This is a genomic window from Photobacterium panuliri, from assembly GCF_059920555.1.
In genome coordinates, this window is the sequence record NZ_CP197193.1 from 1,343,938 (window position 1) to 1,358,569 (window position 14,632).

General features: G+C 53.5%; 12 protein-coding genes. 7 read left to right on the forward strand and 5 right to left on the reverse strand.

Annotation, left to right across the window (positions count from 1 at the left end):
- Window positions 1–213: 213 nt before the first annotated feature.
- Window positions 214–2,412, forward strand: coding sequence for an immunoglobulin-like domain-containing protein (locus ACSF8X_RS22255; RefSeq protein ID WP_500851499.1), 2,199 nt, complete (start codon window positions 214–216; stop codon window positions 2,410–2,412).
- Between the two features lie 126 nt (window positions 2,413–2,538).
- Here the strand turns inward: ACSF8X_RS22255 and yqfB are convergent, their stop codons facing one another.
- Window positions 2,539–2,856: a N(4)-acetylcytidine aminohydrolase gene (gene yqfB / locus ACSF8X_RS22260; RefSeq protein WP_047876833.1), complete on the reverse strand. Its 318-nt coding sequence runs from the start codon at window positions 2,854–2,856 to the stop codon at window positions 2,539–2,541.
- A 241-nt stretch (window positions 2,857–3,097) separates the two neighbouring features.
- Complete coding sequence (locus ACSF8X_RS22265) at window positions 3,098–4,333, reverse strand: NRAMP family divalent metal transporter (RefSeq protein WP_500851500.1); 1,236 nt, start codon at window positions 4,331–4,333, stop codon at window positions 3,098–3,100.
- A 330-nt stretch (window positions 4,334–4,663) separates the two neighbouring features.
- Here ACSF8X_RS22265 and ACSF8X_RS22270 point away from each other — a divergent pair, with 330 nt between their 5' ends.
- Window positions 4,664–4,855, forward strand: a complete 192-nt coding sequence (locus ACSF8X_RS22270) for a hypothetical protein (protein ID WP_047876835.1) — start codon at window positions 4,664–4,666, stop codon at window positions 4,853–4,855.
- 121 nt (window positions 4,856–4,976) lie between these two features.
- Here ACSF8X_RS22270 and malI read toward each other — a convergent pair whose 3' ends face one another.
- The gene (gene malI, locus ACSF8X_RS22275) at window positions 4,977–5,999 is read right to left on the reverse strand and encodes a Mal regulon transcriptional regulator MalI (protein ID WP_047876836.1); all 1,023 of its coding nucleotides are present in this window, start codon (window positions 5,997–5,999) and stop codon (window positions 4,977–4,979) included.
- Between the two features lie 311 nt (window positions 6,000–6,310).
- On the opposite strand from malI, the gene malX reads away from it, so the two are divergent.
- Together malX and ACSF8X_RS22285 are read left to right on the forward strand one after the other, a co-directional pair.
- Window positions 6,311–7,882: a maltose/glucose-specific PTS transporter subunit IIBC gene (gene malX / locus ACSF8X_RS22280; RefSeq protein WP_500851501.1), complete on the forward strand. Its 1,572-nt coding sequence runs from the start codon at window positions 6,311–6,313 to the stop codon at window positions 7,880–7,882.
- Window positions 7,883–8,076: 194 nt separating this feature from the next.
- Complete coding sequence (locus ACSF8X_RS22285) at window positions 8,077–9,255, forward strand: MalY/PatB family protein (protein ID WP_500851502.1); 1,179 nt, start codon at window positions 8,077–8,079, stop codon at window positions 9,253–9,255.
- A gap of 29 nt (window positions 9,256–9,284) precedes the next feature.
- Here the strand turns inward: ACSF8X_RS22285 and norR are convergent, their stop codons facing one another.
- Window positions 9,285–10,859 carry a nitric oxide reductase transcriptional regulator NorR gene (gene norR / locus ACSF8X_RS22290; protein ID WP_500852148.1) on the reverse strand — a complete coding sequence of 525 codons (1,575 nt, stop codon included), beginning with the start codon at window positions 10,857–10,859 and terminating at the stop codon, window positions 9,285–9,287.
- 239 nt (window positions 10,860–11,098) lie between these two features.
- Between norR and norV the strand changes: the two genes are divergently transcribed.
- From norV to ACSF8X_RS22305, 3 genes are all read left to right on the forward strand, one after another.
- Window positions 11,099–12,631, forward strand: a complete 1,533-nt coding sequence (gene norV, locus ACSF8X_RS22295) for an anaerobic nitric oxide reductase flavorubredoxin (RefSeq protein ID WP_500851503.1) — start codon at window positions 11,099–11,101, stop codon at window positions 12,629–12,631.
- A complete protein-coding gene (norW, locus tag ACSF8X_RS22300; RefSeq protein ID WP_500852149.1) occupies window positions 12,631–13,794 on the forward strand; it encodes an NADH:flavorubredoxin reductase NorW in 1,164 nt (387 codons plus the stop codon). The genes norV and norW overlap by 1 nt, the downstream gene beginning before the upstream one ends.
- Before the next feature lie 115 nt (window positions 13,795–13,909).
- The gene (locus ACSF8X_RS22305; protein ID WP_500851504.1) at window positions 13,910–14,263 is read left to right on the forward strand and encodes a TehB family protein; all 354 of its coding nucleotides are present in this window, start codon (window positions 13,910–13,912) and stop codon (window positions 14,261–14,263) included.
- On the opposite strand, the gene ACSF8X_RS22310 is transcribed toward ACSF8X_RS22305, so the two are convergent.
- Window positions 14,260–14,631 carry a hypothetical protein gene (locus ACSF8X_RS22310; protein WP_500851506.1) on the reverse strand — a complete coding sequence of 124 codons (372 nt, stop codon included), beginning with the start codon at window positions 14,629–14,631 and terminating at the stop codon, window positions 14,260–14,262. The genes ACSF8X_RS22305 and ACSF8X_RS22310 overlap by 4 nt on opposite strands.
- Between the last annotated feature and the right edge of the window lies 1 nt (window position 14,632).

A 14,632-nucleotide genomic window follows, 5' to 3' on the forward strand; every position in this document is an offset into this window, starting at 1 on the left:
AAACAGATAAAGACCTTACAAAGCCTGCGGTTACACCCGGAATTTCTGTCAATGGAATATTATTTTCCAATAATAAATTGTGACAGAGGATCACAACCCAACAAAAAAGCCTTGTTTTCCCGACAATTACTATTCCTGGCAGCAATATTTCCCTACTAGAATGCCGCCATCAACGCTGTGATAGGCACAGCGATATTGTTAGGAATTGCATTCATGCTGAAACGTAACGTTCTTCAACTGGCGGTTACTCTGGGCATCACCGTGATGTCTGGTGCAGCCTATGCCGACAACACTAAAATGGTTAACCCTGAAGGCGGCGTTGTCGTTGGTTACTGGCACAACTGGTGTGATGGCGCAGGCTATCAGGGCGGTAACGCACCTTGCGTGACTCTTGATGAAGTCAACCCAATGTACAACGTTCTTAACGTTTCATTCATGAAAGTCTTCGACGTTGCCGAAGGACGCATCCCGACATTCCGCCTAGACCCAGCCATCGGCCTGTCCGAGCAGCAGTTCACAGACCAAATCACGGCGCTGAACAAGCAAGGCCGCTCGGTTCTGATCGCCCTTGGCGGTGCTGATGCCCACATCGAACTGAAAACCGGTGACGAGCACGCCTTTGCCGACGAGATTATCCGCGTGACCGACCGCTACGGTTTCGACGGTCTGGATATCGATCTGGAGCAAGCCGCTGTCACAGCCGCTGACAACCAGACGGTAATTCCGGCAGCCCTGCGCATCGTTAAAGATCACTACCAGGCCCAAGGCAAAAACTTCCTGATCACCATGGCGCCAGAGTTCCCATACCTGACCACTGGTGGCAAATACGTTCCTTACATCGAGAATCTGGAAGGCTACTACGACTGGATCAACCCGCAGTTCTACAACCAAGGTGGCGACGGCATCTGGATTGATGGCGTGGGCTGGATTGCCCAGAACAACGATGCCCTGAAAGAAGAGTTTATCTACTACATCTCTGACTCATTGGTGAACGGCTCCCGCGGCTTCCACAAGATCCCGCACAACAAACTGGTATTCGGCATCCCAAGCAGCATTGATGCCGCAGCAACGGGCTTCGTCAAGCAGCCGCAGGATCTTTACGTTGCCTTCGACCGCCTGAAAAACCAAGGCCAGCCACTACGTGGCGTGATGACCTGGTCGGTAAACTGGGACATGGGCACTAACGCTTCAGGCCAAGCCTATAACGAACAATTCATCAAGGACTACGGCCCTTACGTTCACCAGCAGAACCCAACCCCACCGCCACCGAGCAATGGCGAGCCGATCCTAAAAGGCATTGACAACGCCCGCGTACAGCACGGTAGCGTGTTCAACGAGCTGGCAGGCGTCTCTGCATCTGACAAAGAAGATGGCGATCTGACGGGTTCAATCGTTGTTGAAGGCTCTGTTGATACCGGTGCGATTGGCACTTACGTTCTGACCTACCGTGTTCAGGACAGCGACAAGAACGAAACCGTGAAGGCGCGTAGCGTCGAAGTTTACAGCCACAAGCCTGTCTTCAACGGTGTTTCGGATACGACTGTTCAAATTGGCACTGCCTTCAACCCTCGTGCGGGCGTCACTGCCAACGACAACGAAGACGGCGATTTGACCGATACGATCCAAATCACGGGTGAGGTAAATACCAACAAGGCTGGTAGCTACAAGCTGCAGTACGCAGTAACTGACAGCGCCAACCAGACAGTTAGCGTCGAGCGCAAAGTCACTGTGACCGACGGCAGCAGCTGCGCCAATGCATGGGATGAAAGCGCAACATACGTAGAAGGCGACCAAGTGTCCCACAACGGCGCGACATGGGAAGCAGCTTGGTGGACGCGTGGCGACGAGCCGGGCACAACCGGCGAATGGGGCGTTTGGAGAAAAGTTGGTGACAGCTCTTGCGGCGGCGATATCACCGATCCTGAAACCGGTATCGAACTGAAGGTAACGGGTCTTGCCTCTGAATATGTTGCGGTAAACGGCGACGTACGCCTATCGCTTGAACTAACAGCCAACGAAGCGCTGGATGTCACCGTCATGGCTGTGGACAGCACTGGCACCGTGGTAAACCAAGCCAAAGTGAATCTGAACGGCAACCGTTCTATCACACTGGATATCTTCAACGCTGAAGCTGGCCAGTACACGCTAGACGTTGTGGGTACAGCTGAAAATGGTGAAATGACACTGTTTACCTCGCCATTTACCGTAAAAGCTGACGGCGGTGTTACACCACCTCCGGGTGATTACCCTCCATACCAGGCGGGCCATAGCTACCAGGCAGGCGACATCGTTGTCGGCAACGACAGCAACCTGTACGAGTGTAAGCCTTGGCCTTACACCGGCTGGTGTGCAAGTGCCTCATACGCACCGGGTGACAGCCTTTACTGGCAGGATGCGTGGACAAAGCGCTAAGCCTACCTAAGCGATAGCCCGCGACCCGCTGCACCCCATGACCGCAGCAGGACCGGAAAAACAAAAAAAGGAGCGATGCTATTCATCGCTCCTTTTTTATTATCATCCAATAGCAGATGGGATGATTCAGTCTACCTTGCGGTAGGTGATCACATACAATTCTTCGATGTCCGGGTAGATCTCTTTGATAACAGCCTTCAGCTCCGGCAGCGTCATATTTTCTTGCTCAGCATGGAATGCATTGAGCTCGCCGAACTGCACCGGCTCTACCGACAAAATCTCGATACGGCAAAACAGCCGTCCGTCTTCGAACGTACCCACATCAACCGTACTGCCCGGCTTGTAGTGATTCTCTGCCGCGTCTCGAATCGTAATGGTTTTACGTCCCGCGACAATGTCTGCCTCGAAGCGCTCAAAAAAAGTAATAAGCTCGTAATTTCGCATTGGCCTTCCTGTCTGGCAGCAACGCCGCTGCCATATGTCTCATGATCTGAAACCGGAGCATAGCAGAGCGGCCAACGCGATAACATCACAAGGCATTGATGGCCACAAACGATGATGCTCATGGAGCATTGGGTATCTACCATCCCCCCCAAATTATCATCAAATAAAAAAGCCGCTATTGCTAGCGGCTTTCTTGGATATAGCGATTATGGCAAGGGATAAGTGTTATAAGGGCTAAGCATCAGCCAATGAACTTCGCCACAAAGTTACCGATGTTGCTGAAGCTCGCTGCCGCCATCACAATAACAATCAGGCCGCCGATTGCCGTCAGGTAAGCCGGATGCTGGTAATCACCGACAATGTCCTTGCGGCGGGTCGCCAGCAGCACCATGCCAAGCACAATCGGCAGAATGATACTGTTTACCAGACCGGCCAGCATCAACAGCAGGATAGGCATATTCATTGTCACCGTACCCAAACTGGTCAGAACGATGAAACCCACACACCATGCCTTCTCGTTACGCGCGACGACGGGAAACAGAGTCTTGATGAGCGAAATGGCCATGTAGGAGTTACCAACCACTGAGGTAATCGAGGCCACGAACAGCACCAGACCGAAGATAAAGTAGCCCAGCTCACCCGCACCTTGGCGGAAGGCATCAGCCGCAGGGTTGGCCGTATCCAGAACCGCTCCGGTTGCAATCACCCCGAACACCCCCAGGAACAACAAGATACGAATCACCACTGCAATGGAGATACCCGCCCAGGCCGCTTTCTTGATTGCGCCTACCTGCTCCTCGCCCTGTAGGCCAATATCCACCAGTCGCTGGGCTCCGGTGTAGTAACCGCCAACAGCACCACCGACAATCGTCAGTGTCGGCAACAACAAACTACCGATATCCGTCGGCATCACCGCAGCAACCATTGTCTCGCCCATCGGCGGCAGGCTGGTCATCGCCACGTAGGCAATCAGGATAATCATGAACAGGCCAAGGTAACGGGCCATCTGATCCATACGCTTGGAGGCATTGTGGACGACAAACAGCAAGCACCCGACCACGCCAGTGAACAACGCGCCCCATGTCGTATCAACCCCAGTCAATACGTTCAGGCCCAGAGCGGCACCGCTAACGTTACCGAAGTTGAATGCCACGGCACCCAGCGCAAGCAGGATACCTACAAAATAGCCCATTCCCGGAGCGACCTTATTGGCAATGTCCTGAATACGCAATCCGGATACCCCGACAATTCGCCACAGGTTCATCACGATACCGAAAGTGATAAACATCGACGCGAATACGGGAAACGCCATGTCCATTTTGTAGATATTGGTAAAAACGGCAGTCTGGGTAAGAAAACCCGGTCCCACGGAAGTCGTTGCCATCAAAAAGGCCACGCTGAGGATCGCTTTGGTCTGCCATGAGGCTGGCGAATTCGGGATTGTTTGCGAAGTTATGGTAGAAGTTTGAGTGGTCATGCCGGGTTCCAAAATTTGTTGTCTCTCTCTTTATATAAAAAAGAAAAACAACTGACCGGGATCAGCTGACCTATGATGGGATATTCATTTAAAAACAAGCGACCGCTAGCGAGCAATCGTTTGCTGGGCGCGAATGTTAATCAGATCACGAATTGCTGTCAACACAAAAATACGCAGGGCAAAAAAATAATCCCGAGCTCAGCTTCCCCTCCCATACTTCCTGATGGTTCACCTCCCGAATATCAGTGTTGAGATACACCCATCCCATTTACTGCTACAGTTGTTTTGCAGGCTGAATTATTGATAAGAAAATCAAGATGGAGGTTACTGATGAAAAAAGTACTCGCTTTGGCAATCCTTGCTTTCTCCACAGCCACCTTTGCCAGCGGCATGAGCGGCGGCAGTACCGTAACAACGCCGTACATCATCTGCATGCAAGATGGGAAAATGCTAGGTGCCACAGCCATGCCAGTCTATGAGTGCACCAAACTGAAAAAAGCGGCAGCTGACAAAGCAAACTAGCTACGCACTCGTCACATAACATAATGAAAAGGCTCAAGTTCAATAGCTTACACCATTGACCTCGAGCCTATTACCACCGTGCCATTCATTCCACCACGCCGCAACTAAGTAGCTAAGTAGGCTATGCCGAACCGCGAATAATCAGCTCGGAAGGCAACACGACCTTCTCAGTCCCCTGTATCGGGTGCTTCATCCGGTTCAGCAGGCGCTGGCCCGCCTGCTCGCCAATCGACGTGGCCGTCGATGACATGAACGTTAGCGGCGGGTGAGTCAATTCTGCTTCGGGGACATCGTCAAACCCCAACAGCGCCACTTGCTGGCCGATATAATTGTCACAACCGACACTGCGATTGGCCCGTTCAACGCCGTAAACCGCCCCCAGTGCAACCGCCGAACGATGGCAGAGAATAGCGGTGATTTTGGGGTGCTGTACCAACAGCGACTGTACGGCTTCCGCGGCGGCCTTCTGGGTACCCTGACACTCAATCACCCACTCGTTTTTGAAGGGTAGGCCGTATTGGATCAACGCCGTACAGTAGCCCCCAATACGCTCGGCCCGGGTCAGGGAGTCCCCCAGCCCGCCGACATAGGCAATATGCCGGTGCCCCTGTTCAACAAGGTGCAAGGTCGCCTGCTTGGCAGCCTGCGTGTTGTCCGGTACGACGAAATCCACATCGTCGTTAACGCTGGCCCGAGCCACGCACACCACCGGGATGGCTGCATCTGCCAACATTTTCAGCACACCTTGGCTGGCTCCGCGCAGCGGACTGAATGCCACACCGGCCACCCCCTGCTGGATCATCGACTGAACGCAATGCTCAAGGCGCTCTGGGGAATCACCACACTGGGCGAGAAACAACATGTAGCCATGTTTTTCCAGCACCCGGCTAAAGCCTGCGGTGATCTCGGTATAAAACGGATCGGTAATATCTTTAAGCACTAATCCAATCAGGTTCGACTGGTGAGAACGCAGGTTGGCCGCCGCCTCATTGCGCACGTAACCCAAGGTCTTGATCGCCTCGTTGACCTTGGCAATGGTTGCCTCGGAGATCCGCCCCTTGTTACCCAAGACCAGCGACACCGTCGACACCGACACGCCTGCATACTCGGCCACATCAGTGATTTTTATTTTTTTCTGGCTCATCGGCAGTTCGTATCAAAACAATTTGGTTTATATAAGAGACCCAAAGCATATTACAGCCAAGTAAAACGTTCTACCGCCCCTTTCACACTTTTATCTTGATCACACTTTAAACCACCCGATTTGAAAGGATTAATTTTCGTGATCCATACAGCGAAATCATTAGGTAAAACGTTTTATCCTAATTTTAGCAAAATAACGACTACGCTGAGTGAAAGCCGAGATTGCCGCTCCCTCAGCGTTTTTTAAAACAAATTTGATAAAACGTTTTATCTACTCTACCTACAACAATAATACGGATAGGGGTTATCCATATGTCTCACTCATCAAAGAAAAGTACCTTGTGGGAATTTTTCCAAAGCCTTGGGAAAACCTTCATGCTGCCAGTCGCCCTGCTGGCTTTCTCCGGTATCCTGCTCGGGATCGGCAGCTCGCTATCAAGCACCGCCGTCAAAGAAAGCATGCCGTTCTTGGACATCATGCCGCTGCAGATGCTTTTCATGTGGATGACCAAAATCGGTCTGGTCGCCTTCATCTACCTGCCACTCATGTTTGCCGTCGCAATTCCTCTTGGTCTGGCGCGTGAAGAGAAAGGGGTCGCGGCCTTTGCCGGCTTCGTGGGCTACGCCGCCCTCAACCTGTCGATCAACTTCTACCTCACGGTGGCTGGCGTGCTGGGCAATGCCGAGCAGGAAGCCGCCTATGGCGTGAAATCCATCCTCGGTACTCAGTCGATTGATACCGGTATTTTGGGTGCAGTGATCGTCGGTATTATCGTTGCCAAGCTGCATGCCCGCTTCTACACCTACAAGATGCCTGATGCTCTGGCGTTCTTCGGCGGTGCCCGTTTCGTACCGATCATTACAACCGTAGTGCTAGGTTTGGTCGGCCTTGCCGTGCCGCTTATCTGGCCTTACTTCGCTGCTGGCATCAACGGCGTTGGCTCAGCGATTTCCCATGCAGGCCCGTTCGGCCCATTCCTGTTCGGCGCGGGCGAGCGACTACTGCTACCATTCGGTCTGCACCATATTCTGGTTGCCCTTATCCGCTTTACCGAAGCCGGCGGCACGCTCGATGTCTGTGGCAACACCGTCAGCGGCGCGCTCAACATCTTCTACGCCGAGCTGTCATGTTCAACCACCAATGGCTTTACCCCATCAGCGACCGCCTTCCTGTCACAAGGCAAGATGCCGGCATTCCTCGGCGGCCTACCAGGTGCGGCACTGGCGATGTACCACTGCTCTCGCCCGGAAAACCGCGGTAAGGTCAAGGCACTGCTACTGTCTGGCGTAGTAGCCTGTGTGGTAGGCGGTATCACCGAACCACTAGAGTTCCTGTTCCTGTTTGTCGCTCCGGTTCTGTACTTCATCCACGCTATTCTAACGGGTCTGGGCTTCATGGTAATGGGCCTGCTGGATGTGACCATCGGCAACACCGACGGCAATATCATCGACTTCTTCATCTTCGGTATCCTGCAAGGCACAGCAACCAAGTGGTATCTGGTACCTGTTATCGCAAGTATCTGGTTTGCGGTGTACTACTTCGTCTTCCGCTTCGCCATTACCCGCTTCAACCTGAAAACACCGGGCCGCGAAGTTGAAACAGCCGAGCAAATCGCAGCAGCTGTGGCTGGCGAAAAAACCACTGGCTACAAAGGCGACATCATCCTAGAAGCACTGGGCGGAGCCGATAACATCCTTGCCCTTGATAACTGCATCACCCGCCTGCGGATGTCAGTCAAGGACATGTCACTGGTCAATGATGCAGTACTCAAAGCCAACGGTGCGCTGGGTGTGGTAAAACTCGATGAGCACAACCTGCAAGTCGTGATTGGGCCACAGGTTCACCTGGTGAAAAACGAAATACAGAGCCTGCTGCCAGCGTAACACCGCAACACCACTAAAAAACAAACGGGAAGCCTCGGCTTCCCGTTTTCCACCACCGATAGCACTGGGCAGTTACCCAAATGCCCAATGCTATCGATAGGTATTCCACAACACAGTTCAATGCCGAGCCGTTCATACCCGAGCAGCCATGTTCAAAACCCACGCGGATCGGCACTACGTCATCAGAGGTTGTTATGTTTGATTTTTCCACACCGGTTAACCGATACGGTACCTACTGTACCCAGTGGGATTATGTTCAGGATCGCTTCGGTGCAGCCGACTTGCTGCCGTTCACCATTTCCGATATGGATTTCGAAACGGCCCCTTGCATCATTGATGCATTGCAGAATCGTTTAGGCCACGGCGTACTCGGCTATAGCCGCTGGAACCATGATGATTTCAAACAGGCGATTACCGGGTGGTTCGCCCAGCGCTACCAAGCCACGCTGGATCAGGAGGCCGTCGTTTACGGCCCTTCGGTGATTTACATCATCTCGCAGCTTGTGAACCTATGGACCAAGCCAGGTGACGGGGTGCTGATCCACACCCCGGCCTACGATGCCTTCGGCAATATGCTGGCGGCCAACCAGCGCGAGTTGTTTGCCAGCCCGCTGATGAAAACCGCAAACGGCAGCTACGCCATCGACTGGGAACAATTCGAAGAACAAGCAGCCCGTCCGGAATGCAAGGTACTGCTGCTGTGCAGCCCACATAACCCAACCGGACGGGTATGGCGCGAAGAGGAACTGGTGCAGATGGCGCGCATCTGCCACCAGCACGGTGTGAAAGTGATTTCAGACGATATTCACATGGATATGGCATTCAAGCGCTACATACCTTGGTCGCAGGTGGCAACCACCCCCCATTGGGCCATCGTCAGCTCGGGGTCAAAGTCCTTCAATATCCCGGCACTGACCGGCGCTTATGCCATCATCGCCGATCCAGAAGCCAGAGCTGATTACCTGACTCAGCTAAAAGCCGCCCATGGCTTGTCGTCGCCGTCTATCCTCGGAGTTATCGCGCATATATCGGCATACCGTGACGGTAGCGAGTGGCTCGATGCACTTAAAACGTACCTACACCAAAACCTGAGTTTTGTTGCCGAACAGCTCAATCAACACTGCCCGGCTGTCAACTACCAGCTTCCGGAAGGCACCTATCTGGCGTGGATTGATCTCAACCCGCTGCATATCGATATGGATGCCCTCCAGCAGATACTGATCAACGACTACAAAGTGGCGATCATGCGCGGCGATACCTATGGCCCGGAGGGGATCGGATATGTCCGGCTGAATGTCGGCTGCCCGCGCAGCAAAGTCGAAACAGGCATAAACGCCCTGATTGGCGCGATTAAACAGCTACAGCAACACTGAGTACCGCGCTATCAAGGTGATCACCAGCATCATTTCAGGCCAAGCCGCTTCATTAACCGGTGAAGGTTACCGGCATCAAGACCCAGCTGACGGGCAGCGGCGCTGAGCTTACCGCCGTTAGCGGTGATGGCCTGCTCGATCATTTTGATCTGAAACTGCTCCGTCGCCGCTTTCAGTCCCATCTCGACCGCCGCTGGCACTGCCGTTCCCCCAGCCACGTCTGTCACCCCCGTCATCATGGGGGTGATACCGTGCGCCGCCGAGCCCGCCGGTTCACTACGCACCAGCGACAACTGACCAAAATGAGACGGTTGCAGAACCAGCTCATCTTTGGTCGCATCAGCGCGAGCCAATACCGCTGCCCGGTGAATAGCATGTTCCAGCTCGCGGACATTGCCCGGCCATGAATAGGTCTGGAGCAATGTCATGACATCCGGCGAAAAACGGATCACGCTCGCCCCTAGCTTGGCCCTGCATCGCTCGGCAAAAAAGCCCGCCAACACCGTGATATCCTGCCCGCGATCACGCAGGGGCGGCACAAAAATCGGAAACACACTCAGGCGGTGATACAGATCGGCCCGAAACCGCCCTTCGGCCACCTCTTCATGCATCTGGCGATTGGTCGCCGCCACAATCCGAACGTTCACCTTGATATGGCGATCATCCCCCACCCGCTGGATATCGCCGTACTGGAGAGCCCGCAGCAATTTCGCCTGCAACGCCAATGACAGCTCGCCCACCTCATCCAAAAACAGAGTACCACCGTCGGCCAGCTCAAATTTCCCCTGTCGGTTACTGATCGCCCCGGTAAACGCCCCTTTGACATGGCCGAACAACTCGCTCTCGGCTACGGACTCAGGCAGTGCGGCACAGTTGAGGTAAACCAATTTTTTTGCCGCTCTGGCTGACTGGGCATGTACCGCCTGTGCCACCAGCTCTTTGCCGACCCCGGTCTCGCCCATCACCAATACCGACAAATCAGTATCTGCCACAGCGGCGATATGCGCTTTCATCTGCTCCATCGTTTCTGACTGGCCGATAATGGCTGAGGTGTCCCCTGCCATCGCCAATCCGGGTTCGGGCGTCACCGCCGCCACCCGTTCAAGCCTGTCCATCAGCAGGGCCGTATTCAAACTGCTGGCCGCCAACGCACTGATGATCCGCAGATCCTCATCATCCATCTGATCAAACTGGGCCGGATCCAACGCATCAATGGTGATCGCGCCAATCAAACGATCATCAAACACCAAGGGCAACCCCATACAGGAGTGCACCTTGAGATCCCCGCTATGATGGGGGATCAAGCCATCATACGGATCAGGCAACTGGCTATCGGCCGGAAAACGGACAATATCCCCCGCTCGGGCTATGGCCTCCAAACGGGGATGCTGAGACAACGCAAACCGCCGCCCCATCACATCCGGGGCCAACCCGTTAGTGGCAAGGGGAATAAAATGCTGGTCATGATAGGTCAGCAAAGCCGAGGCATCGCACCGCACGCTCATGCGCACCGCATACAATAGCCTCTCGAAACGATCTTGGTTCGACATTCCCGAGGCCAAATCCAACGCGACCCGAACCCATTCTTTACTCACTTGTTGCACTTTTTCACCCTCTTTTATCCCCATCATGCCCACCCAAAGAATGTCACATTGACAACAACAGTATCAAAAAGACAATACAAATAATATTGTCAAAACGACAACAAAAAATAAGATTTAAAAATAAACCCTTATTAAACAATAAGATAAAAAGTTGGCACAGCCCATGCAAATACTGAAACATCTAAATTTTATTTCGTCATTGATTCAATGACCTCAGTTAACGCATTAAGGGTATAGCCATGAGCATCCATGTAAAAAACAACATCCACTGGGTTGGCCAACGCGACTGGGAAGTACAAGATTTCCACGGCACCGAATTCAAAATGACACGCGGCACCAGCTACAACAGCTACCTGATCCGCGAAGAAAAAACCGTGCTGATCGATACCGTCGACCACCGCTTCAGCAAACAATTCATCCAAAACCTTGAAATGGAAATCGACCTAGCCAGCATCGACTTCATTGTTATCAACCATGCCGAAGAAGACCACTCAGGGGCACTATCGGCCCTGATGGAAAAAATCCCCGGCACGCCGATTTACTGCACCGAAAATGCCATTGATTCCATCGTCGGCCATCACCACCACCCTGAGTGGGACTTCCGCCCGGTAAAAACCGGCGAGAGCCTCGGTATCGGTAATGGCAAGCAACTCGTGTTCGTCGAGGCACCGATGTTGCATTGGCCAGACAGCATGATGACCTACCTAACCGGCGATGCGGTACTGTTCAGCAACGATGCCTTCGGCCAGCACTACTGCGACGAGCATCTGTTCAACGACGAGGTTGACCAGAACGAGCTGATGGATCAGTGCCTGCGCTACTATTCCAATATCCTGACACCGTTCAGCGGGCTCGTCACCGCCAAGATCCAAGAGGTGCTCAGCTTCAATTTGCCCGTCGATATGATCGCCACCTCACACGGTATCGTATGGCGTGACAACCCGGTACAAATCATCGAAAAGTACCTCGAGTGGGCAGGCAACTACCAAGAAGATCGGATCACTATTTTCTACGACACGATGTCAAACAACACCCGAATGATGGCCGATGCGATTGCCCAAGGCATCCACGATGTGGATCCGGGGGTTGCAGTGAAGGTGTTCAATGTTTCGCGCCATGACAAGAACGACATCCTCGCCAATGTCTTCCGCTCCAAGGGGATCTTGGTCGGCTCGTCGACCATGAACAATGTGATGATGCCGAAAATCGCAGGTATGCTGGAGGAGATTACCGGCTTGCGATTCAAAGATAAAAAAGCCGGGGCTTTCGGCAGCTACGGCTGGAACGGCGGCGCTGTCGACCGGATCCATGCCCGCTTGACCGATGCCGGTTTCGAAACCACCGTCAGCCTGAAAACCAAATGGCGACCAGACGGACTGGCAATGCGCCTTTGCCGCGAACACGGCCAGTATATTGCCAAGCAGTGGGCGCTGCACGACCTTGCGGTGACGCCCCTATCAGCACCCGCCCTGTCGCCACGGCCTCAAGCAGCGGAGCCCGCGACACTAACTGCAGCCATTGACCCCGTTGCCCCAATTAGCCCAGCGGCTATCCAGCAACCGGTCGAAAACCACCATGATGAGCATGGCGACGATTGCCAGTGCATGATTTGCAGTGTCTGCAACTGGATATACGACCCGATGCTAGGCGAACCCAACCAAGGCGTTGAGCCGGGCACACCATGGACTGCAGTACCTGACTACTTCCTTTGCCCTGAGTGCCATCTCGGCAAAGATGTGTTTATCGCCCACCCGCGCAGCGAGGTGGCATGATGAACGCACCTATTATCATAATCGGTAGCGGCTTTGCCGCTTACCAACTGGTAAAAACCCTGCGCCGAGCCAACACGGAAACACCGATCGCCGTGTTTACCCAAGATGCAGGCCATGACTACAACAAACCTGATTTGAGCCATGCCTTCTCGAAACAGCAAAGTGTCGAGGATCTGATCACACTGCGCGGCCCCGAATTCGCCGCCCAGTACCAGATCAGCCTATACGCCCACCATCGCGTCACGGCTATCGACACACAGCGTAACGAAATTACCGCCAACGGTGAGCAGTACCGTTATAGCAAGCTTGTGCTCGCCACCGGGGCAAGCCCGTTTGTACCGCCAATGGCAGGCAATGCAGCCAATAAGGTGCACACGATCAACAGTCTTGATGATTTTGCCCATCACCAGGCCGCTATCGACCAAGCCAAAGAGGTACTGATTATCGGCGGGGGGCTGATCGGCACCGAGCTTGCGGCCGATCTGGCAGCAACCGGCAAGACAATCACCCTTGTCGAACCGGGGCGCACGCTAATGGGAAACCAGCTAAACCGCTATGTTGCGACCGAACTGGCTGACCAACTCAGTGAAAGCGGCGTGCGCATTTACACCGGCAGCCATATCACAGCCCTTGACTACAGCGAACCCGGCAGCCAACAAGGCCGACTCATTGCCACCACCAACACAGGCTCGGCCATCCATGCTGATGCCGTTATTGTTGCTGCGGGCTTAAGACCCAATATTGGCCTTGCCAAGGCAGCCGGGCTCAAAACCAACCGGGGGATCTGTGTTGACCGCTACCTGCAAAGCTCGGTAACGGATATTTACGCCCTTGGCGATGGGGCTGAAATCGAGGGTGTGGTTATGGCTTATCTCCAGCCCATCGTACTGAGTGCCTCGGCACTGGCCAAAACCCTATTGGGCCAACAAACAGCGGCACACTTCCCGCCGATGATGGTGAAGGTGAAAACACCGAGCTACCCGATCCAAATCGGCGGCAATACCACAACCAAGGTCAAACGGTGGAATATGGATATTGGTGATAGCGGTATTCAAGCCAAAGCCTACGGTGAACATGACACCTTGCTCGGTTTTATCGTCACCGGTCAACAGACAAACCAAGCATTCCCGCTGCTGCGAGAGCTGATGTCTGCCGCACACTAAAACCAACAGAGACTGATATAGCGATCCGCACACGGTGCCAGTAACCCAGAGATCTGGCATCACCCATCGCAATCTCATTGATTCGACACACTATGACTACAGAGAGGAAAGACCCATGAGCCACCAACGTATTCCAGCCCATTGGACTATCCAGCGTTCGACACCGTTTTTTACCAAACAAAATGTTCCAGCGGCATTACTTAGCCATCACAATACCGCCGCCGGTGTCTTCGGCCAGTTATGTGTCATGGAAGGCACCGTCACCTATTACGGTTTTGCCGATGAAACCAGCACCGAACCGGAAGCTCGCGTCGTCATCAATGCCGGTCAGTTCGCGACCAGCCCTCCGCAATACTGGCACCGAATCGAACTGAGCGACGATGCCCAGTTCAATATCAACTTCTGGTCAGATGCCGACAAGCAGGGTGAAAAGCTGGTCAACACTCGCCGTTCGGCAGACAATAACTAACATCCGGCATTGGCTCCGGGTTCTAGCTCCCCAATAGGCTGAGCCGTTACTTTTTCAACCCAGCGCTGCCGTTTGGCCAATAAGGTGGTGCCAAAAATATCAGCCGCCTGCTGTGGGGTCATCATCGGGTACTGCCTTTTCAAGTAAATATAGGCAAGATCAAAACAGCAATTGGCTAGATCCATACATTCGCTGACAAGTCCCTCATTGCCGCCTTTTTCAGGCGGCAATAACCCTTTGACTATATTGAGTTCAACACTGATCTCCCCCAACTCTTCAACCGCTTTGGCAAAGGGAAAATCCAAATTATTTCTACGTAGATCATCCACACCGAGCTGCTCGCTAATTTCTAACAATCGTACTAACATT